Source organism: Pseudohaemophilus paraphrohaemolyticus (genome assembly GCF_003253115.1).
GTDB lineage: Bacteria > Pseudomonadota > Gammaproteobacteria > Enterobacterales > Pasteurellaceae > Haemophilus_A > Haemophilus_A paraphrohaemolyticus_A.
The window spans coordinates 1-21,099 of sequence record NZ_QEQF01000007.1 but is presented as its reverse complement, the minus strand read 5'-3'; the positions used below and the strand labels follow the sequence as shown (position 1 = coordinate 21,099).

Annotated in this window: 23 protein-coding genes and 1 rRNA gene; 10 read left to right on the top strand and 14 right to left on the bottom strand. The window is 41.0% G+C overall.

Annotated features, from left to right (window positions below; translation table 11 throughout):
* Positions 1-12 precede the first annotated feature (12 nt).
* Both trxB and kdsB read left to right on the top strand, forming a co-directional pair.
* Positions 13-966, top strand: coding sequence for a thioredoxin-disulfide reductase (gene trxB / locus DPV92_RS07220; RefSeq protein WP_111354292.1), 954 nt, complete (start codon positions 13-15; stop codon positions 964-966).
* Between the two features lie 2 nt (positions 967-968).
* Positions 969-1,727, top strand: a complete 759-nt coding sequence (gene kdsB / locus DPV92_RS07215) for a 3-deoxy-manno-octulosonate cytidylyltransferase (protein WP_111354291.1) — start codon at positions 969-971, stop codon at positions 1,725-1,727.
* On the opposite strand, the gene DPV92_RS07210 is transcribed toward kdsB, so the two are convergent.
* The 4 genes from DPV92_RS07210 to tusA form a co-directional block, all read right to left on the bottom strand.
* Positions 1,724-2,653 (bottom strand): LysR family transcriptional regulator, encoded by a 930-nt coding sequence (locus DPV92_RS07210; protein ID WP_111354373.1) that lies wholly within the window; start codon positions 2,651-2,653, stop codon positions 1,724-1,726. The genes kdsB and DPV92_RS07210 overlap by 4 nt on opposite strands.
* 112 nt (positions 2,654-2,765) lie before the next feature.
* A complete protein-coding gene (gene infA / locus DPV92_RS07205) occupies positions 2,766-2,984 on the bottom strand; it encodes a translation initiation factor IF-1 (RefSeq protein WP_005598198.1) in 219 nt (72 codons plus the stop codon).
* Between the two features lie 74 nt (positions 2,985-3,058).
* Positions 3,059-3,706: a YtjB family periplasmic protein gene (locus DPV92_RS07200; protein ID WP_111354290.1), complete on the bottom strand. Its 648-nt coding sequence runs from the start codon at positions 3,704-3,706 to the stop codon at positions 3,059-3,061.
* A gap of 9 nt (positions 3,707-3,715) precedes the next feature.
* Entirely contained in the window at positions 3,716-3,961 is a 246-nt protein-coding gene (tusA, locus tag DPV92_RS07195) for a sulfurtransferase TusA (RefSeq protein WP_040217875.1), read from the bottom strand.
* 83 nt (positions 3,962-4,044) lie between these two features.
* On the opposite strand from tusA, the gene DPV92_RS07190 reads away from it, so the two are divergent.
* The 6 genes from DPV92_RS07190 to fur all read left to right on the top strand — a co-directional run bounded on the left by DPV92_RS07190 (position 4,045) and on the right by fur (position 7,468).
* Entirely contained in the window at positions 4,045-4,515 is a 471-nt protein-coding gene (locus tag DPV92_RS07190; RefSeq protein WP_111354289.1) for an FxsA family protein, read from the top strand.
* Positions 4,512-5,216: a pseudouridine synthase gene (locus tag DPV92_RS07185; protein ID WP_111354288.1), complete on the top strand. Its 705-nt coding sequence runs from the start codon at positions 4,512-4,514 to the stop codon at positions 5,214-5,216. The genes DPV92_RS07190 and DPV92_RS07185 overlap by 4 nt, the downstream gene beginning before the upstream one ends.
* Positions 5,217-5,229: 13 nt before the next feature.
* Positions 5,230-5,997: an NAD(+) diphosphatase gene (gene nudC, locus DPV92_RS07180; RefSeq protein ID WP_111354287.1), complete on the top strand. Its 768-nt coding sequence runs from the start codon at positions 5,230-5,232 to the stop codon at positions 5,995-5,997.
* Between the two features lie 149 nt (positions 5,998-6,146).
* Positions 6,147-6,440 carry a LexA regulated protein gene (gene ybfE / locus DPV92_RS07175; protein WP_111354286.1) on the top strand — a complete coding sequence of 98 codons (294 nt, stop codon included), beginning with the start codon at positions 6,147-6,149 and terminating at the stop codon, positions 6,438-6,440.
* Between the two features lie 9 nt (positions 6,441-6,449).
* Positions 6,450-6,974, top strand: a complete 525-nt coding sequence (fldA, locus tag DPV92_RS07170) for a flavodoxin FldA (RefSeq protein WP_111354285.1) — start codon at positions 6,450-6,452, stop codon at positions 6,972-6,974.
* 47 nt (positions 6,975-7,021) lie between these two features.
* On the top strand, positions 7,022-7,468 hold the full coding sequence (gene fur, locus DPV92_RS07165) for a ferric iron uptake transcriptional regulator (protein WP_005706201.1): 447 nt from the start codon (positions 7,022-7,024) through the stop codon (positions 7,466-7,468).
* 68 nt (positions 7,469-7,536) lie between these two features.
* Here the strand turns inward: fur and glyA are convergent, their stop codons facing one another.
* The 4 genes from glyA to lptF form a co-directional block, all read right to left on the bottom strand.
* The gene (gene glyA, locus DPV92_RS07160) at positions 7,537-8,802 is read right to left on the bottom strand and encodes a serine hydroxymethyltransferase (protein WP_111354284.1); all 1,266 of its coding nucleotides are present in this window, start codon (positions 8,800-8,802) and stop codon (positions 7,537-7,539) included.
* Positions 8,803-8,996: 194 nt separating this feature from the next.
* Positions 8,997-9,884, bottom strand: coding sequence for an NAD(+) kinase (locus tag DPV92_RS07155; protein ID WP_111354283.1), 888 nt, complete (start codon positions 9,882-9,884; stop codon positions 8,997-8,999).
* 4 nt (positions 9,885-9,888) lie between these two features.
* A complete protein-coding gene (lptG, locus tag DPV92_RS07150; RefSeq protein WP_111354282.1) occupies positions 9,889-10,971 on the bottom strand; it encodes an LPS export ABC transporter permease LptG in 1,083 nt (360 codons plus the stop codon).
* Positions 10,971-12,074, bottom strand: coding sequence for an LPS export ABC transporter permease LptF (gene lptF, locus DPV92_RS07145; protein ID WP_111354281.1), 1,104 nt, complete (start codon positions 12,072-12,074; stop codon positions 10,971-10,973). The genes lptG and lptF overlap by 1 nt, the downstream gene beginning before the upstream one ends.
* Positions 12,075-12,257: 183 nt before the next feature.
* Between lptF and pepA the strand changes: the two genes are divergently transcribed.
* Together pepA and DPV92_RS07135 are read left to right on the top strand one after the other, a co-directional pair.
* Entirely contained in the window at positions 12,258-13,754 is a 1,497-nt protein-coding gene (pepA, locus tag DPV92_RS07140) for a leucyl aminopeptidase (protein ID WP_111354280.1), read from the top strand.
* Between the two features lie 128 nt (positions 13,755-13,882).
* The gene (locus DPV92_RS07135; RefSeq protein ID WP_111354279.1) at positions 13,883-14,950 is read left to right on the top strand and encodes an AI-2E family transporter; all 1,068 of its coding nucleotides are present in this window, start codon (positions 13,883-13,885) and stop codon (positions 14,948-14,950) included.
* Positions 14,951-14,979: 29 nt separating this feature from the next.
* Here DPV92_RS07135 and DPV92_RS07130 read toward each other — a convergent pair whose 3' ends face one another.
* From DPV92_RS07130 to rrf, 6 genes are all read right to left on the bottom strand, one after another.
* A complete protein-coding gene (locus tag DPV92_RS07130; protein ID WP_111354278.1) occupies positions 14,980-15,690 on the bottom strand; it encodes a YwiC-like family protein in 711 nt (236 codons plus the stop codon).
* Positions 15,691-15,768: 78 nt separating this feature from the next.
* Positions 15,769-17,220 (bottom strand): tRNA uracil 4-sulfurtransferase ThiI, encoded by a 1,452-nt coding sequence (gene thiI / locus DPV92_RS07125; protein ID WP_111354277.1) that lies wholly within the window; start codon positions 17,218-17,220, stop codon positions 15,769-15,771.
* 110 nt (positions 17,221-17,330) lie between these two features.
* The gene (gene purA, locus DPV92_RS07120; protein ID WP_111354276.1) at positions 17,331-18,629 is read right to left on the bottom strand and encodes an adenylosuccinate synthase; all 1,299 of its coding nucleotides are present in this window, start codon (positions 18,627-18,629) and stop codon (positions 17,331-17,333) included.
* Between the two features lie 87 nt (positions 18,630-18,716).
* Entirely contained in the window at positions 18,717-19,604 is an 888-nt protein-coding gene (gene hflC / locus DPV92_RS07115) for a protease modulator HflC (RefSeq protein WP_111354275.1), read from the bottom strand.
* Positions 19,604-20,785, bottom strand: coding sequence for an FtsH protease activity modulator HflK (hflK, locus tag DPV92_RS07110; protein ID WP_111354274.1), 1,182 nt, complete (start codon positions 20,783-20,785; stop codon positions 19,604-19,606). Before hflK ends, hflC begins: the two co-directional genes overlap by 1 nt.
* Positions 20,786-20,979: 194 nt before the next feature.
* A 5S ribosomal RNA gene (gene rrf, locus DPV92_RS07105) occupies positions 20,980-21,095 on the bottom strand.
* Between the last annotated feature and the right edge of the window lie 4 nt (positions 21,096-21,099).

The window sequence follows — 21,099 nt, the reverse complement described above, 5'->3', positions numbered from 1 at the left end:
TAAGGACAAAAAATGACAACCAAACATACCAAATTATTGATCTTAGGCTCAGGCCCTGCGGGCTATACCGCAGCAGTTTATGCCGCACGTGCAAATTTAAACCCCTTGTTAGTGACAGGGATGCAACAAGGCGGACAACTGACCACTACTGATGAAATCGAAAACTGGCCAGGCGAATATGAACACACCACAGGCACTGGTTTAATGGATAAAATGCTCAAGCACGCGGAAAAATTCAACACCGAAATCGTGTTTGACCACATTCACACCGTTGATCTTTCTAAACGTCCATTTACTCTGAAAGGTGACATTCATACTTTTACTTGTGATGCGTTAATTATTGCAACAGGTGCGTCAGCCAAATATCTTGGCTTACCTTCAGAAGAGGATTTCAAAGGCAGAGGCGTTTCTGCTTGTGCAACTTGTGATGGTTTCTTCTATCGCAACAAACCTGTGGCGGTGATTGGTGGCGGTAATACCGCAGTGGAAGAGGCACTATATTTAGCCAATATCGCTAGCGAAGTGCATTTAGTTCATCGCCGTGATAGCTTCCGTGCTGAGAAAATCTTGCTCAGTCGTTTAGAAAAACGTGTGGAAGAAGGCAAAATTATTCTACATACCGATCGCACTGTGCAAGAAGTATTAGGCGATAACGCAGGTGTAACAGGTATGCAATTAGTATCAACTAAAGATGGTTCAACCAAAGAGATTAAAGTTGATGGCTTCTTTGTGGCAATTGGCCACGCACCCAATACGGGAATTTTTGAAGGACAATTAGAACTTGATAATGGCTATATTAAAGTGAAATCAGGCTTAGAAGGCAACGCAACTGCAACTTCTGTGGAAGGGGTTTTTGCAGCCGGTGATGTAATGGATCATAATTACCGCCAAGCAATTACTTCCGCAGGTACAGGCTGTATGGCTGCCCTGGATGCAGAACGTTTCTTAGATGCTCAAGAAGGATAAAAATGAGCTTTACCGTGATTATTCCTGCCCGCTATGCCTCTAGTCGCTTACCTCGCAAGCCACTAGCAGACATTGCTGGCAAACCAATGATCCAACACGTGTGGGAAAAAGCCCAACAAGCGGGTGCAAATCGTGTCATTATTGCAACCGATCACGAAGAGATCGAACAAGTGGCAAAAACATTTGGTGCAGAAGTCTGTATGACATCAACTAAGCATAATTCAGGCACTGAACGCTTGGCAGAAGTGATTGAAAAAATGGCGATTACTGACGATGAAATCATTGTAAATGTGCAAGGTGATGAACCTCTTATTCCGCCTGTAATTATTCAACAAGTTGCTCAAAACCTAGCAGAAAACCAAGTCAATATGGCAACTCTTGCAGTGAAATTAGAGACCAAAGAAGAGTTATTTAATCCAAACTGCGTAAAAGTTGTAACCGATCAAAAAGGAATGGCACTTTATTTCTCACGTGCCGCCATTCCATTTGCTCGTGATCATTTCGCAGATTGTAATGACGCTTTTGTCGCAAGCCAGTCATATCTGCGTCATATTGGCATCTATGCTTATCGAGCAAAATTTGTGAACCAATATATCCGCTGGCAACCTACGGTGCTAGAAAAATTGGAATCATTAGAGCAACTTCGAGCGTTATGGTATGGTGAAAAAATTCACGTAGAACTTGCAAAAGAAGCACCGCAAGTGGGTGTGGATACGCTTGAGGATTTGGAAAGAGTCCGAGAAATTTTGACCGCTTGTTAACAATTCAACACAATCAAACCCGGTAAAGTCGCAAAACTTTGCGATTTTACCGTGTTGTGGAAATCGTTGAGATAGGCAAAATGTTGGTCGGTTTCACGGAATGCACCATATAAGTTGCTGTAAAGCCCTTGTTGAGTGATTTTGCGTGAAACTACATAACCGCGATCTAAATACGGTTTTACCGCCCAATATGGAAGGGTCGCAATACCGCGCTTACTCGCAACGAGCTGAATAATCGCAATCGTCAATTCGCTGGTACGGCGTTTTGGCACAATCCCAGCGGGGCGAAGCACTTTTCGCAATAAGTCCAACATATCATCTGGCACAGGGTAAGTAATCCAAGTTTCATCCGCAAAATCTTCGGCTTCCCAAACCTCTTTGTTAGCAAGCGGGTGATCTTTAGCACAGATGCCGACCATTTCATAGGAAAAGAGCGGATGATAAATAATCCCTTCAGTTTCCTCTGCTTCAGAAACTACCGCCCAGTCAGAACGATGTGTCAGCAATAATCCAACGGTATCGGTATGGAACCCCGATACAATATCCAACTCAACCAGCGGCCAGTTTTGACGGAAAGAATCCATCGCGGGCATTAGCCAGTCAAAACAGGTATGGCATTCTACAGAAATGCGTAATTCCCCTACTTCGCCCTGTTTTACGCGAGCTAAATCTAATTCCACCTCGACTACTTTCGGTAAAATTTCGTGTGCCAGTTTCACTAAACGCTCACCCGCAGGAGTAAAACGCAAAGGAGTGGTTTTACGTTCAAATAGCGTAAGATCATATTGATCTTCAAGCAGTTTAATTTGGTGTGAAAGCGCTGATTGAGTAAGATGAATTCGCTTCGCTGCTAAGGAAACACTACCACTCTCTTTTAAGGCAAATAAAGTTTTTAAATGACGAAGTTCGAGAAAAATCGGTTTCATAGCAGGAATTTTTAAAGAGATAATGAAGGAATGGGCGAGCGATTTGCAAATTTTTTCTGGAAATTCACCGCTTGCTCGCCCGTTCAAAACAGGTTAATACACGAGTTTGTGCTTAGCGTGCACGGAAGATAATGCGTGCTTTGCTTAAATCGTATGGGGTCATTTCAACGGTAACTTTATCGCCAGTTAAAATACGGATGTAGTTTTTACGCATTTTACCTGAGATGTGTGCTGTCACAACGTGGCCGTTTTCTAATTCCACGCGAAACATTGTATTTGGTAGGGTTTCTAAAATTGTACCTTGCATTTCAATGCAATCTTCTTTAGCCATTGCTTCCTCTTTTTTGAATGTGCTTAATTTAAATAAAACGGTGCATATTATACCCTGATAGGCTTAAAATACAATTATTTCCTAAAATTCCGCCTTCTTGAATGAAAGCGCTGCACTTGCGATTTTAAGTTCGTTGTCTCCGTCTTACGGACTATTCTCACGTGTGGGATTTTTCGGCGTAAGTAGTGAAAAATCGTGGAGGAAAACAGAACGCCAGTCAGTACCAAAATAATTAGCTCACCATAGAGTTGTTGAAATAATTTGTTTACTTTAACCTGTGTGCTATCTTCATATTGAGCATCAAAAGTTACCCGTAAAAAGCCAACTAACGCTTGTTTGGCAAAAATCGGTTCCACAATTTGTTGGGTATTTTTTTGCTCAATTCGCTCTTTTAATGCCATTGAATGCTGACTCTGAGCAAGTAATTCACCCGTGGCAGAATAGAGATTCGCATCTAACACAAACTCTTCTTTCGAGAAGCTATCCAGCGCCTCAACCAGTTCATCAGTTTTGGTGTTTTTCATCAACATTAACGAAAACAAGTTCGCTTGCTGTCGCACTAATACGTGAGCAAGGTTAGAAACTTGGCTAATGCTCGCCAATTGAGATCCCACTTTAAATTGATTTATGCCGTTTAAAATCATGCCAATCGTTGCTACACAAAAGGCGAGCGTGGAAATAAACACCAACGTTTTGGTTAATTTTTCGCGAGAAAAATACATAATTAAGCCTTATTTTGCTAAGCCTTTTTTCAACCAGTAATGGTAAGGAGCGGTTTCAGTTTCGCTTTTCAGCAGCTGATGCTCCATAAATTCGCAGAAACTCGGAATATCACGCGTGGTAGCGGGGTCATCTGCAATAATGTGTAAAATTTCGCCCTCGTTCATATGACGTACAGTTTTGCGTGTAAGCATTACTGGTTCTGGGCAACGCAAACCTAGTGTATCTAAGGTTTGATCTGCGGTTAATTCTGTCATCTTAAACCTTTTCATATCGACTAAATAATATAAGGCGATTAAAATACACTATTTTCCACCTTCACGCAAAAATAAGGAAACCCATGCCATTACTTATCATCTTTTTTGCTTTGATTTTTTATATCTATTGCGAGCTCTCACTTTTAGTCAGCGTGAGTGCTGGACTCGGCGTTTTCCCTACTCTTTTCTTGTTAATCGCGATTTCTGTGCTCGGCGTTTGGCTAGTGAAACTACGTGGGCTATACACAATGCTTTCAATCCGCCAAGACTTAACTCAGGGCAAACTCCCAACTGATGCGGTTATCAACTCCGTGCTCTTTATTATTGCAGGTATTTTGCTCATTATGCCTGGCTTTATTAGCGATATGTTAGCGATTTTATGCATTCTACCGTTTACGCGTAAACTGATTAAATTATGGGGCTTGAATATGTTGAAAAAACGCTTCCAATTCGTCAATTTCACGGCAAATCAGACTGCTTACTGCACAAAAGATGACAGCGTGTTTGATGCTGAATTTGAGCGTCAGCAAGATCCAGATAAGTGGGCTAAATGATGTTTAAAAGAAAGCTATTTAACCGCAACCCCACTTTACAAACAAAAGTCAAAAAACGACCGCTTGTTCCCCCACCAAGTTTTGATGAAACCGTCGTGATGCTTTTCAATAAACCTTATGATGTGCTTTGCCAATTTACCGATGAACAAGGACGAAAAACATTAAAGGATTTTATTGATATTCCGAACGTTTACCCCATTGGTCGCCTAGATCGCGATAGTGAAGGTTTACTTCTGCTCACAAATCACGGCGAAATTCAACACCGTTTAGCTCATCCGAAATTTGAGAAAGAAAAAACTTATTGGGTGCAAGTGGACAATATTCCAACCAAGGATGCAATTTACCAATTGCAACAAGGTGTTGAACTAAAAGATGGGAGAACCAAACCCGCAAAAGCCAAGCTAATTAATGCACCAAATTTTGAGTGGGCAACTGCCCCGAAAATCCGCGAACGAAAAAATATCCCAACCGCGTGGCTAGAGCTAAAAATCAGCGAAGGCAAAAACCGCCAAGTCCGCCGAATGACCGCTCACGTAGGCTTTCCCACATTACGCTTAATTCGTGTAGGATTAGGAGAATTTAAATTAAATAGATTAGAAACGGGAAAATATAAGATTTTAACGGGGGAAGAAAAAATGAGGTTGTTTGAGCAATTGAAGTTGAATAAATCCTCCCTCTTTAGCAAAGAGAGGAGCTTTTAAATAAGGACTTAAAATGAACCAATCATACTGGGCAATCATAAACCATTTTGATATTGCTCTCATTAACAATGAATTACCCTTTGGTACGGCGGAAGAGATCGGTACAAGCGGTCGAAAAAGCGTAAAAATTGGCGAATATAAAGGTTTTCCGTTGAATTTAGTGCAGGCGACAGAATCAGACTTAAGCCGTTGGACGTTTGTGTTTTTACGCACACAAATTGCTCGCTCTTTGGAAGAAGCATTGACGATGCACCGTGCGGTGGCGTTAAATCATTTCCTTGAAACACATCAATTTTGTGGAAAATGCGGTACAAAAAATGTGCTGTCAGAGAAAGAAATTGCAATGATTTGCCCAAGTTGTAACCAGCATTTCTATCCTGTTTTAAGTCCAAGTATTATTGTAGCTATGCGTCGTGGCAAACAGATTTTATTGGCAAACCACCAACGTCATAAGGGCTCAATTTACACCACATTAGCAGGTTTTATCGAAGCGGGCGAAACAGCCGAACAAGCGGTTGAACGTGAGGTGTTTGAGGAAAGCGGTCTAAAAATCAAAAATATTCGCTATTTTGGTAGTCAACCGTGGTCATTCCCCAATTCGTTAATGTTAGGTTTTTTAGCCGATTATGAAAGCGGAGAAATTCGTTTGCAAGAGGAAGAAATTTGCGATGCCAGATGGTTTGATGCTGATAAGCCTTTACCTGAACTTCCGCCCGAAGGCACGATTGCGTTGCAATTGATTGAAGAAACGTTAAAAATTTGCCAATCAGAAACCACATAACAATTGGCGAGATAAGCATCAGATTTTGTGGCTTATTCTTTTAAAATACCCGAATAATATGGTATAGTACCGCCTTACTCAGTAGCTTATCATTCTCACTTAGCAAAGCTAAGCGAGGAAACGAAGCTCAAGCCCACGGCTGGAACATTATGGCAAAACAGGACGCAGATTGTATCACCCTTGATTTGTTCGCAAGCGTGCCAAAAGTTGGGCGACCACGCACGAACCCTTTAAGTCGAGAACAGCAAATTCGTATAAACAAACGCAATCAACTCAAACGAGACCGCTCATCGGGGTTAAGACGCGTCGAGTTAAAATTGCATTCTGATTTAGTGCAACGACTTGAAGATGAAGCGAGCCAACGCAATATCACTCGCGGACAATTGATTGAATATATTTTAAATGATTATGTCGGTAATCTTGCCGATAACGATAACAGGTAGGTAATTAATATGGCAGTAGTAGGTTTATTCTACGGTAGCGATACTGGTAATACAGAAAACATCTCTAAAATGATTCAAAAAGAGATTGGTGCAGATTTAATCGATATTCGTGATATCGCAAAAAGCACGAAAGAAGATATTGAAGCCTATGATTTCTTGTTATTCGGTATCCCAACTTGGTATTACGGCGAATCTCAAGCAGACTGGGATGATTTTATGCCAACCTTAAAAGAGATTGATTTTACTGGCAAAGTTATTGGTATTTTCGGTTGTGGTGACCAAGAAGATTACGCAGAATATTTCTGTGACGCAATGGGCACAATTCGCGATATCGTAGAAGAAAATGGTGCAGTTATTGTAGGTCATTGGCCAACAGAAGGCTATAACTTCGAAAGCTCACAAGCGGTCATTGATGATGAAACTTTTGTAGGTTTATGCATTGATGAAGATAGACAGCCTGAATTAACCGAAGGCCGTGTGAAAGCTTGGTGTAAACAGCTTACCGAAGAGATGTGCTTAGACCAATTAGCCTAATAGTTGAATATAAAAAATAACATTGATGAGGACAAAAGGTGACAGTGATGTCTGATGAAAATATTAAATTACTCAAAAGTGTTGGTTTAAAAGTAACTGAACCACGCTTAACTATTCTTGCGTTAATGCAGGAAACTCGTGAACAGATGCAGCATTTCTCAGCAGAAGATATTTATAAGCTACTGCTTGAAAAAGAGTCTGATATTGGTTTAGCAACGGTTTATCGAGTATTAAATCAATTCGAAGAAGCGGGTATTTTGGTTCGTCACAATTTTGATGCCAATAAAGCGGTGTTTGAGCTAAATATTGAACAAGATCACGACCATATTATCTGTATGGATTGCGGTAAAGTGTTTGAATTTAAAGATCCTGATATTGAGCGCCGCCAACGCGAAATCAGTGAAAAACACGGTATGAAACTCGCTACGCATAGTTTATATCTTTACGGCAACTGCCAAGATATCAGCCATTGTGAGACGAAAGAGAAGAAATAATCTCTTATATTAAAAAGCCCCAACCGTCATATAAATTGATGATTGGGGCTTCATTCTATACGTTCAAATTATTTCGCATAAACCGGTAAACGTTTACAAATTGCTAATACTTTTTCTTTCGTTTCAGTAATCACTTGCTCTTCGTTTTCTTTGCCTAATGCGTCTAACACATCACACATCCAGCCTGCTAATTCACGCACATCGTTTTGGTTAAAACCACGACGGGTAACAGATGGTGTGCCAACTCTGATACCTGAAGTTATAAATGGTTTTTGTGGATCGTTTGGTACTGCGTTTTTATTAACAGTGATGTTCGCTTTACCTAATGCCGCATCTGCTGCTTTACCTGTTAAACCTTGTTTGATGAAACTTACAAGGAATAAGTGGTTTTCTGTGCCGTTTGATACCACATCATAGCCACGTTGTTTGAATACTTCCACCATTGCTTTCGCATTTTTGATTACGTTAGCTTGATACTCTTTGTATTCCGGCTCTAATGCTTCTTTAAAGCATACTGCTTTTGCTGCAATGATGTGAACTAATGGCCCACCTTGGTTCGCTGGGAATACTGATGATTGTAATTTTTTGTAGATCTCTTCATCACCACAAGAAGAAAGAATTAAACCACCACGTGGGCCGCCTAATGTTTTGTGGGTTGTGGTTGTTACAACGTGTGCGTGTGGTAATGGATTTGGATATAAACCTGCTGCGATTAAACCTGCAACGTGCGCCATATCAACGAATAAATATGCACCCACCTCGTCTGCGATTTTACGCATTTTCGCCCAATCAACTACTTGTGAGTAAGCAGAGAAGCCTGCCACAATCATTTTTGGTTTGCATTCTAATGCTTTTTGACGAACATCTTCGTAATCGATCAAGCCATCTGCAGTAATGCCATAAAGCACTGAATCGTAAATTTTGCCTGAGAAGCTCACTTTCGCACCGTGCGTTAAGTGACCACCGTGGGCTAAGTCCATACCTAAAATAGTATCGCCTGCGTTGATCAATGCACCGTAAACGGCTGCGTTCGCTTGTGAACCAGAGTGCGGTTGCACGTTGGCATAATCTGCACCGAATAACTCTTTCGCACGGTCAATCGCTAATTGCTCCACGATATCCGCATATTCACAACCACCGTAGTAACGTTTGCCAGGGTAACCTTCTGCGTATTTGTTCGTGAATTGAGAGCCTTGAGCTTCCATTACACGTGGGCTTGCATAGTTTTCTGATGCGATCAATTCAATGTGTTCTTCTTGACGACGATTTTCATCTTGGATTGCTTGCCATAAAATTGGATCGTAATCTTTGATATTCATATTAGCTGTAAACATTCAAGCCTCCTGTAACTCGATAAACTCAACAAAAATTCAACTTTAATAAAAATTTACTTACGCAAACGTTTTCGTTTTAAAAAGACAATGCATTTTACTCATTTTTAACAACAAGCGGTAGCTTTTTTCGAATGATTTGCGTGTTAAATCTTCATAATCACTATGAAGAATAATCATCTTTATGTAAAACTACATTAGAATAATTTACTCGCCCATCCCAGTTTTGAGCCCAGCACAGTAAAATAGTTATAATCGTTAAGATGCAATAAGTGCAATTTATCTTTGCTTTTTCTCACAATCACACGATCTTCTGCGGAAAATGGCAAGACAGTTTGCCCATCACAACTCACTTCTAAATGTGGTTGATTATGCTGAGAAAAACGCAGTGAGATATGGCTATCGCCATCCACCACCAGAGGGCGTGAAGAGAGCGTATGTGGATGCATTGGTACAAGGGCAATCGCATTCATATTTGGAGTAAGAATAGGACCACCAGCCGAGAGAGAGTAAGCGGTTGAGCCCGTTGGAGTAGCAATAATCAAGCCATCAGAACGTTGAGAAAAGGCAAATTTGCCATCAATATAAACTTCAAATTCAATAATGCGAGCGACTTGGCTTGGGTGGGCAACTACTTCATTAAGTGCGTTGCTTGAGGCAATAATTTTGCCATTTCGTTCGATATGGGCTTCTAATAAAAAACGCTCTTCAATCATAAACTCGCCTTTTTCAAGGCAGCTATAAAGCTGTTCAAAAGCCGTTTGTGGAGCAATGTCGGTCAGAAAACCAAGATTACCTCGATTGATGCCAATCAACGGCACTTTATATTTGGCGAGGGCTCGAGCCATACCGAGCATATTCCCATCGCCACCAATAACAATCACAATGTGTGCATTCTCGCCAATTGTTTTCAACGAATGCCCTTCTGCAAGATGCAATTGCTCGGCAATTTTTTCTTCGACTAATACATCATAATGGCGATCTTTCAGCCAATTATAGACCGCCAAATGGGTTTCTAAAGCACTATCGTGGCGAGGATTGCCTACAATGCCGATAGTTTGGAATGATCTTTCTAATCTGCTCATTTTGCTAATCCCGTTTTTTCGCCAATAACCACCAGACAATGGTTAAGCAGATTAAGCTCGGAATCAGTGCGCCGATAAAGGTTGGAATCCACGCAAACACCAAGGTCATATTACCGAAAGTGATGTTCGACACATAGAACACGAAACCTGCGATGATCCCGATAAAGAGCTTAGTTCCCATTGCACTACTACGAAGCGGCCCGAAAACGAAAGAGATTGCCAATAACATCATTACCGCCATTGAAATTGGCTGGTAAACCTTACGCCAGAAAGCAATTTCAAAGCGTTTTGGATCTTGCCCTGTTTCTTTCAAAAAGCCCACATAATCAGACAAGCCCGAAATAGACAGCGATTCTGGTTTAAGCGATACAATGCCCAACTTGCTCGGAGTAATGGTGGTTTGCCATGCTTGATCCGCTTCTTTATTTTGCTGGATTTGGTTTTCGTTAATCAATGATTTTTCTACTTTTTGTAACAGCCATTGATTATCGACATACACCGCACGATCCGCTTGGATAATGGCTTTCAAGGCTTTGTTATCAAAGTGGTAAATCGACACATTGTTCAATTCGCGCTCATTGCTGATATGGCGAATGTAGATAAAATCTTGCCCATCTTTTGCCCAGAATCCGCCCGTAGTTGCGAGCATTGAGCCACCACTTTGGGCAATTGAGCGCATATTTCGTGCATATTGTTCAGTTTGTGGAATGCCCCATTCGCTTAAAAACATGGTGAGGAAAATCAGTGGCAGAACTGTTTTCATCACTGCTAAACCAATACGGAAACGAGAGAAACCCGATGCCTGCATTACCACCAATTCACTGCGACTAGCAAGGTTACCTAAACCAAGCAAGCCACCAATTAACACTACTACGGGGATAATTTCTTTAATATCACTCGGCAACATCAACAAGGCATAATAGGTAGCAATCACTGCATCGTAGCTACCTTTACCGACATCTTTGAACTCTTCCACCAATTTCACGATAAAAATCAGCCCACTAATGGCAAGCAGCACGGCAAAAATCATCGCTAAAATGCTTTTACCAATATAGCGTTCTAAAATATTCATTCCAAAAATTTTCATTATGCCCCCGCTTTTTTGAAAGAGAAGCGATAGCGAATCGCAGACATCCATCGCGTTTCCCAGCCATTCATCACGATGCCAAGCACTAAAAATACTATCGAAACCGCTGGCATAAAAATAGACGCATCTAATTTGCCAGATGAACCTGCCGATTTCAGCGAGCTTTGAAGCAAGAAATAGATTAAATAGAGCAACACCGCAGGAATAATTTTCGCAAATCGCCCCTGGCGCGGATTGACGCTACTCATTGGCACGGCTAATAACGCCATCAACGGCACGGCAAGTACTAAAGCAAAACGCCATTGTAATTCAGCTTTTGCTTCAGGCGATTTATCTGCCATAAGGCTGGAAAAATCGGCACGCTGCATCAATTTGTCATTGGAGTTTACATCTTGATAGCCCAAATAAGCGGTGTAATTATCAAAATGAGAAATACGGAAATCTGCTGTTTTTGCTGTGCCTTCATAGCGGGTACTCTCTTTTAGAGTGAGCAACTGATCTCCATTTGGCAAACCTTGTAATACTCCTGTATCCGCTACCACCACAGAAGGGCGGTTTTTCTTTTGTTGATCAGGTTGGAACACATAAATATCATTCAAAGTATTGGCTTCATTATTGATATTCTCAATAAATAACACATAACCGCCTGCGGCCATAAATTGCCCTGCAGAAAGCGCCGAAAAACGTGGGTTAGATTTCGCTTCCGCCAAAATTTTGCTTTGCGTATCAATTGCCCAAGGGGTAAGTGAAAAAACATTGTAAGCTGCCAAAGCGGTGGTAAAAACAGAGAGAAATAATGCTACACGCGTCAGCAAGCCTTGCCCCACACCACAAGCACGCATTACCGTAATTTCACTTTCCACATATAAACGACCTAGGGTAAGCAGTAACGCCACAAAAAGCGAAAGTGGCAACATAAATTGCGAAAGGGCTGGCATTCCCAAGCCTAATAAACTGAGCACTAAATCGGTTGGGACTTTCCCACTCACGGCAGAATTGAGCACGCTAATCAGCTGCTGACTAAAAAACATCAACAAGAGAATAAACAAAATCGCTATCTGGCTTTTAAAAATCTCTTTGGTTAAATATCGGCTTAAAATCACAATCGGGTTCTCTATAAATTATGCTTGCAATTTCTTTGCAAATCGGTAGTTTATGATCTGTATTTTCTGGCTTGGTTCAAGCGGTCGGTTTTTGCGCCTATTTTGTAAATTTTCTAGCAAAATTGGCCGCTTGAAAAAGATGCTATGATACCTCTTTCTCAGAAAAAAATCACGGGAGCATTTATGGAATTTAATGTAAAAAATGGCAGTATCGAAAAACAACGCACAGGCTGTGTGATCGTTGGCGTGTATGAAACTCGCCGATTCAGCGAATCTGCCGAAGAATTAGATCGCTTGAGCGAAGGCTATTTGAGCAACATTTTACGCAAAGGTGATTTAGATGGCAAAGTGGGGCAAACGCTCTTATTACATCACGTACCGAATGTACCCGCAGATCGCGTGTTATTAGTCGGCTGTGGCAAAGAGCGTGAGCTTACCGAACGTCAATACAAACAACTCACACAAAAAGCGGTTCAGGTGTTAAACGAAACTGGAGCAACTGAAGCTGTTTCGTTCTTAAGCGAACTGCATGTGAAAGGTCGCTCAACTTATTGGAACATCCGTTTTGCGATTGAAGCCATCCAAGAGCTACTTTACAGCTATAACGAATTTAAAAGCGTTAAACCTGAAACCAAGCGTGAGTTACGTCGTGTGATTTTTAACGTTGCCAACCGCAAAGAGTTAGCTGAGGCAGAGCGAGCTTTAGTGCACGGACAAGCGGTTACTTTAGGGATAAGTTTTGCAAAAAATGTGGCGAATTGCCCGCCAAATGTATGCAACCCTGCCTATTTAGCAAAATTAGCGACGCAATTAGCCGAAGATTACAACAATATTACCACAACGATTGTGGATGAAAAAACGATGGCAGAATTAGGGATGAATGCTTACTTAGCCGTTTCTCATGGTTCTGAAAATCCTGCTTATTTGTCTGTCATTGAATTCAAAAATCATCCAAATCCCGATGCCAAACCTATTGTGTTAGTCGGCAAAGGTTTAACTTTCGATTCGGGCGGTATCTCCATCAAACCATCCGAATCGATGGACGAAATGAAATATGATATGGGTGGTGCAGCTTCCGTTTACGGCACCATGAAAGCCTTAGCCGAAATGGATTTACCACTAAACGTCATTGGCGTGTTGGCAGGCTGTGAAAATATGCCAGATGGCAATGCTTATCGCCCTGGCGATATTCTGACTACGATGAACGGCTTAACGGTCGAAGTGTTAAATACCGATGCCGAAGGTCGCTTAGTTCTATGCGATACTCTCACTTATGTCGAACGTTTTGATCCTGAATTGGTAATCGATGTCGCTACCTTAACAGGGGCGTGTATGATTGCATTGGGGGCACACAACAGCGGGTTGATGTCTACCCACAATAATCTTGCTCACGATCTGCTGAATGCCGCTGAGGAAGCGGACGATAAGGCATGGCGTTTACCGCTAGGTGAAGAATACCAAGAACAACTCAAATCTAACTTTGCTGACCTTGCCAATATTGGCGGGCGTTTAGGTGGGGCAATTACCGCAGGGCAATTCTTGTCAAACTTCACTAAAAAATATGCTTGGGCACATTTAGATATTGCGGGCACAGCGTGGAAATCTGGGGCAAGTAAAGGCGCTACGGGTCGCCCCGTGCCGTTATTGAGTCAGTTCTTGATTAACAAAGCGAAACTCTAATATTTCGTAGGAGAAGGAATTTATCCCCTCCCGATGAACCACTAATAGAATTTAGGACAGGGACAAACCCTGTCCCATGTATCTACGAACAATCAATATAATTTTGATAATTATCGTTTATTCATCCTATGCAAACATTTCCTTTAACTCGATTTTTAATCGCCTTCGCCTCGCTAGTTATTATTCTGGCAGGCGTAAAACTTGCTGGTGAAATTGTGATCCCCTTTTTGCTTTCCCTATTTATTTCGATTATTTGCTCGCCCGCTATTCGCTTTATGACCAAGCGAAAAATCCCATTAGGGCTAGCAATTACCTTAATGCTGATTTTTATTGTGATACTTTTCCTCTTTTTAGCGGGAATGATCAACAGCACCATTCGCGAATTTACGGCATCCATTCCACAATATAAAGAAATCTTACAGATTCGATTAGAAACGCTCAAAACGTTCATTACTGAGTGGAATATTCCTCTAACTATCCCAGATATTTCCGCATTAGAGAGTTTCGATCCAAGTATGGTTATGCAACTGGTGAGCCGTGTGTTACTTAGTTTTTCTAACGTGGTATCCAACGTCTTTATGTTGCTTTTGGTGGTCGTTTTTATGTTGTTAGAATCTCCAACCATCAAGTACAAAATCACGCTGGCATTCAATGGCGGTAAATCTAATTTTAACCAAGAAGTGGAACACCTGAGCCGTGTCGTGGAAAGTATTATTCGCTATCTTGGCGTAAAAACTTTGATGAGTGCTTTAACAGGGGTTACGATTTACGTTGTGTTAGATGTTTTCAGTGTGCAATATGGCGTACTTTGGGCGGTATTAGCTTTCTTGCTAAACTATATTCCTAATATCGGCTCGGTATTGGCTAGCATCCCAATTGTCCTTCAAGCTTTGCTGCTCAACGGTTTTTCAGATGGTATTGCAGTAATGATCAGCGTCATTGCAATCAATATGTTGGTGGGCAATATTTTAGAACCTCGAATGATGGGTAAAACACTTGGGCTTTCTACCTTAGTTGTCACGCTTTCATTGCTTTTCTGGGGTTGGTTACTTGGTACGGTGGGAATGCTACTTTCTGTTCCTCTTACTATGGCATTAAAAATTGCATTAGAATCTAGCCCAAATACTATTCAATATGCCGTACTGTTGGGAGATGTGCCGGAGCTGGAGAAAGGTAAATATTTGATGAGTAAATAGCATTCAAGCAGTCAAATTTATCAGATAATTTACCAAACCAGTGAAATCAAAAAAATCACTATCGTCAAAAACTCAAACATCCCTACCTTTTTCACATTCCAGCCTAATGTTGGCACGATAATCGCTCGTGCCAACGCAAACAAATAAGCAAGAAAAATCGCATCCTTGCCTAAAAAGAGATAAAGCAAGCTCAATACTAAATGAATACCGATGCTGAGTTCGGTATAAAGCGGATTTTTACGTTCACGAGCTAAACTTTTGACATAGAAAGTAGTGCCAATAAAGAAAAGCGTTGGATGAATAAGGAAAGAAAAATCAACCGCTTGCACAGCTAAATAATAAGTCGCCATGCCAACGACACCAAAAGTTAAAATGCCCGCAATATCATTCAGCAAATGGCGCTCATCACGCTTTTTAGCAAAATAAAATTGCACCAAACTCAGCAGTAATAATGGCAACGCAAAGAGCAAAACCTGAGGAAAACTAATTAGTACGGGCAAAGCAAACATTAAGCTGAGCACAAAATAAATCCCTGCCCAACGTTGATTTTTGGCAGTAGGCTTCTTACTAAAAAGTTGGAAGAATGGATAAGAGAAAAGATAAAGGAAAAGCCATGCGATACCAAATAGAAAGAGCGACCAATCATATGCTTTTGCTTGTATAACCGCATAGAAATAAGGCAAAAATGCCATAGCTAAAGCACCATGCTGATTGGAAATAACAGGTTTCTCGTTTAACATTCTCTAATCCCTAGAGATTTACTCAACTATTAAAAATATGGGGAATTATCACGCAAATAATTCCCCAATTCAACTGGATTATTTTAAACGAAAGACTTTGACGTTATTAAATCCATTCTCTTTGAGATACAACGCTTGTAATTTGCTCATTACCCCACGTTGGCAGTAAAGCAGATAGTTTTTCGACTGATCTAATTCAGTGAATTGGCTAGAAAGTTTGTAGAACGGCAGTTCTTTTACTTCAACTCCTTCCAATTTGAACGGAGCTTCGTCGGTTTCTTCTGGGCTGCGAATGTCTAAAATTACATCGTTTTCGCCAAGTTCGGTGGTGGTTTCAACTGAAACAACCTCTTTTTCGGTTTGTTTGGCTATTTCGCGAATGTCCAAGAATTGGGCGTTTTGTACCGCTTGCTCTAGCACTTCAAAGTTGAAATGCCCTTCTTCTTCCACAATTTTGCTTTCAATCGCTTTCACCGTTGGATTTTTAGAAATCACCCCGCAGAATTCTGGCATAGATTTCGCAATATCATCGGTACCGATCTCTTTTGCCATCGCAATAATCTGCTCTTTATCATGTGTAATCAGCGGGCGAAGCACCAGCGTATCAGAAGCTTTATCAATCAAACGCAAATTAGTCAGAGTTTGGCTTGAAACTTGCCCCAAAGCTTCCCCTGTCACAATCGCCTGAATATCAAAACGCTCAGCAATTTTGCTTGCCGCACGAACCATCATTCGTTTTAGCACCACCCCCATTTGCCCGTTATCGACTTTTTCTAAAATCTCTCCGACCACATTTTCAAAATTGATCGCCACAAAACGGACTTTGTGAGAAGTACTATAACGACTCCAAATATGATACGCCATCTGTTTCACACCGATTTCGTGTGCTGCTCCGCCTAAGTTAAAGAAGCAATAATGTACACGAGAACCTCGACGAATCAGCATATAGCTGGAAACGCCCGAGTCAAAACCGCCAGAAATCAGTGAAAGCACATCTTCTTGTGTGCCGATTGGATAACCGCCCAAACCTTCGTGGCGTGCTTTTACCAGCAACATTTTGTTATTATCAATATCAATGCGAACCGTTACATCTGGCTTGGTGAGTTTCACACTTGCCGTTTCGATATGCTGATTTAAACCACCGCCCACATAACGTTCTACATCAAGCGAACGGAATTCGTGTTTACCTTTACGGCGCACACGCACACAGAAAGTTTTTCCTTCTAGCTCTTCTCGCACTTGGGCTAACGTCTGTTCAAAAATATCGTGCATCGTCTCAAACGGGTATTCTTCCACCTCTAAAATATGGTGAATCCCTGGCGTGCGTTTGAGTAAATCCAACACCATTGGGGCCTCCTCCGCCACTTTGGCACGCACTTCAATGAAGTCCCAGTTACGAATGACTGCCACATTTTCAGTTTCACGCAGCAACACATTACGAATATTTGAGGTTAAAATTTTGATAAAGCGTTTACGCACCGAATCGCTTTTAATCATAATTTCAGGAAAAAGTTTAATAATAAATTTCATTTTTTAATTCTAAATAGTTAACAAGCGGGCATATTTTAAAGGAATTTTGCTAATTCTTAAAATAAAAAACACGGGGAAACTCCCCGTGCTTAAACTCTCTAAATAAGAAATTACGCCGCAAATGGATCGCGTAAGATCATTGTTTCAACACGATCAGGCCCCGTTGAAAGAATATCTACTGGCACACCAACTAACTCTTCAATACGTTTGATATAGTTAATTGCTGCTTGTGGTAAATCTTCTAATTTAGTTATACGGAAAGTATTTTCTGACCAACCTGGTAAAGTTTCATAAATTGGTTCAATACCTTCCCAGTCTTTTGCGGCTAATGGTGCATATTCTACGATTTCACCATTTGGCATTTTGTATGCCACACAAACTTTTAGCTCATCAAAACCGTCTAAAACATCAAGCTTGGTCATACAGAAGCCAGAAATAGAGTTGATTTGTACTGCACGACGAACGGCAACCGCATCAAACCAACCACAACGGCGTGGGCGGCCTGTCACAGAACCAAATTCATTACCTTTACGAGCAATTTCTGCTCCCGTTTCATCAAACAATTCTGTGGTAAATGGACCGCTTCCAACTCGGGTGCAGTAAGCTTTAATAATACCTAAAACATAGTCTAAGTGACGAGGACCAAAGCCAGAACCTGTTGCCACACCACCAGCCGTTGTATTTGAGCTGGTTACGAATGGATAAGTACCGTGGTCAATGTCTAACATTGTTCCTTGTGCACCTTCAAATAAGATGTTTGCACCTTCTTTACGTGCATCATGAAGCATTGTAGTCACATCAGCAACCATACCTTTGATGACATCTGCAATTGCAAAAACATCATCTAACGTTTTTTGGAAATCAACAGGCTCTACTTTGTAATAATGAACAAGTTGGAAGTTGTAGTAATCTAAGATAGATTTTAATTTTTCTGCAAAGGCCTCTTTATCGAACAAGTCACTCACACGTAAACCACGGCGAGCCACTTTATCTTCATAAGCAGGACCAATACCACGACCTGTTGTACCAATTTTATTTTTACCTAAGGCACTTTCGCGTGCATGATCCATTGCTACGTGATATGGCAGAATTAACGGACAAGCCTCTGAAATTTTTAAACGCTCACGCACATTTACGCCACGCGCTTCTAATTCGCCGATCTCTTTCATTAACGCTTCAGGCGATAGCACTACGCCATTACCGATTAAGCAAGTTACGTTATCGTGTAGGATGCCGCTTGGAATTAAACGAAGAATCGTCTTTTCACCATTGATAATTAAAGTGTGGCCTGCATTGTGACCACCTTGATAACGCACCACGTATTTTACGCGATCAGTTAATAAATCTACAATTTTACCTTTCCCTTCATCGCCCCACTGAGCGCCGAGAATCGCAACACTTTTACCCATAGGATTTGCCTCTTTGGTTGAGTTTATTAAGAATTGAGTTTGAGTTAAAACGTAAAAGACCCGATTTTTCGGGTCTTATAGATACAATTATTTTGTAGGCGATTTCATAAAGCGTAAAAAATCACTCTCAGGCTTCACAATCATCATATTAGTTTTACCTTCGCCAAAGCTGGTTTCATAAGCTTTTAAGCTACGCACAAATGCATAAAATTCTGGTTCTTGACTCAATGCATTTGCATAAATTCTTGCAGCTTGAGCATCACCTTCCCCTTGTAAAGTCTCTGCTGTTTTCTTAGCATTTGCTTCAATTAATACGACTTTTTTATCCACCTCAGCCTTGATAAATTCAGCCTTTTCTTCTCCTTGAGAACGATGTTCGCGAGCTACCGCATCACGTTCTGCACGCATACGTTGGTAGATAGAAGATGAAACTTCATTTGGTAGATTGATCTGTTTAACACGTACATCTACCACTTCGATGCCCAGTTTTTCTGCTCCATCTTCGCCAGCATTTAAGGCTTTTTGAGCCCCTGCCATTAATTCACCACGCGAACCAGAAACAATATCTTTAATAGTGCGAGAACCAATTTCTGAACGCAAACGGTCATTCACTTTACGACGCAAAAGATCCGAGGCTTTTTGGTAATCGCCTCCTGTTGAAGTATAAAATTGCCCGAAATCACTAATTCTCCATTTCACATAAGAATCAACGAGCAAGTCTTTTTTCTCAACGGTAACAAAACGATCTTCTTTACCATCTAAGGTTTGAATACGAGCATCTAGCACTTTCAAGCTATCCATAAATGGCACTTTAAAATGCAAGCCTGGTGTGTAAATCACCACTTTTTGTTCCGTATCACGATGGACTTTGTTGAAACGCAACATAATGCCGCGACCACCTTCTGGCACAATAGTCATAGACTGGAATAAAACAAATGCCACAACAGCCAGTACAGGTAATAATAATTTACGCATTAGAATCTCCCTCTACGAATTTCTGGTTGTGGTTGCTCTTGTACTGCAATTTTAGGTTGTACAGGTTGTTGGATCACAGGCTCGGCCATAATTATTTCATGCGTTTTAGGCTGTGAAGCGGTCGAATTTCCTAACAGTTTTTCCAATGGTAACACATTGATATTTGAACCACCTTCCATCACAATTTTCGGTGTATTCGACATCACTTTTTCCATCGTTTGCAGGTATAAACGCTCACGGGTTAATTGCGGTGCTGATTTATATTCTAGCAATAGTTTGCTGAAACGCTCAACCTCGCCTTGAGCTTCCAACACTACTTTTTCTTTATAAGCGGTTGCTTGCTCAATAATACGCTGTGCTTGACCACGTGCAATTGGTTCTTTACCACGAGCATAGGCTTCCGCTTCACGAATTAAACGTTGCTCATCTTCCTGTGCTTTAATCGCATCATCAAACGCTGCTTTAACCTCTTCAGGTGGACGAGCATATTGGAAGTTTACATCAGTAATGAGTAATCCCATATCATAGGTTTTGATGATATCACGCAAAGTATTCCACGTTTGTTCACGCACAGTTGCACGACCGGTTGTCAGAATTTCATCCATTTTCATATGGCCAACAACATAGCGTAACGCACTATCGGTTGCTTGTTTTAAGCTATCATTTGGATTATTTACACTAAACAGATATTTTGCAGGCTCTTCCACACGATACTGCACGGTCATTTCAACTTGAACCATATTTTCATCTTGCGTAAGCATTGAACCACTTGTGTTAAGTTCCATCACACGTTCAATGTTTACTGGAATCATTTCATCAATAAAAGTTGGTTTCCAGTTCAAACCTGGTAACACAATTTGATTCAGTTTACCAAAGCGAGTGACTACCCCGCGTTCTGCTTCTTGTACAGTATAGAAACCAGATGCTCCCCAAATAACCGCTGCTAAAGCAATAATAGCAGGAATAAACTTACCCAAAGAAGCCGGTTGCTGATTGCGATTTTGATCTTTCTTGCCCCCTATTTTACGAAGTAAGCTAGAAAATGCTTCTTCTAAATCAGGTGGCTGTTGATTATTCTGCTGTTTGGGTTCTTGCTGTTCTGAACCATTATCTTGTTGTTCAGACTTCTTTTGACCTGGTTTACTCCAAGGGTCTTGGTTATCTGATAAATAGAATGCCATACGCTCTCCATAGATAAATTAGAATGTTCTAATCAATAATGTTTAACTAGAAGATTGTACCTATTTGGGTGGGGTTTTACTAGCTTATTTAATGGGAAATTTTCCAATTTTTTAACAATTTACCCTTAGCTCGATAAAAAGCAAAAAACCCCGGACCTTACGATACGGGGTTATTCACTTTCGCTTTAAATTCAATCTGGCGATGCCCTACTCTCACATGGGGAAACCCCACACTACCATCGGCATTACGGCATTTTACTTCTGAGTTCGGAATGGAGTCAGGTAGAACTACCGCACTATGGTCGCCAGAATAT